Raw genomic sequence first — 382 nt, forward strand, 5'->3', positions numbered from 1 at the left:
CGCGAAAAGCTCGTCATGGCCGGGCTTTTAGCGGATTAGTCAGCAGGAATAAAGCGCCGAGTTCAGGCGGCTACATCGAAAAGTCGAAGCGATAGGTGGTCGAGACGCCGACCGTGAACTGGTTGCGATCGCCGCGCTCCCGGACGAGGCTGGAATCGGCGGCCGGGCCCATCAGGCGCGAATATTCGCCGAACAGGCTGGCCGTCATCGGCTCGGTGACCTTCCAGGTGATCGCGCCGCCGAGGCCGGTCGACTTCAGGCCGCCTCCCGGATGGTATTCGCTGAGGCCGGAGGCCGCCGCTTCGGTGGCGTTGACGCCGTAATAGGCGTCGAAATAGCCCGACGAGGCGAAGGAGACGCGCGGCCCGCCGGAGATGCGGAC

The 382-nt window shown here is 65.4% G+C and carries 1 protein-coding gene; it reads right to left on the bottom strand.

All coding sequences use genetic code 11. The features are described 5' to 3' along the window. Positions 1-70: 70 nt before the first annotated feature. A partial coding sequence (locus tag EOA24_RS41205) for a MipA/OmpV family protein (protein WP_133375141.1) occupies positions 71-382 on the bottom strand: 312 nt, incomplete at its 5' end.

The sequence above is a fragment of the Mesorhizobium sp. M2A.F.Ca.ET.039.01.1.1 genome, assembly GCF_003998035.1.
In the GTDB taxonomy this organism is placed as follows: domain Bacteria; phylum Pseudomonadota; class Alphaproteobacteria; order Rhizobiales; family Rhizobiaceae; genus Mesorhizobium.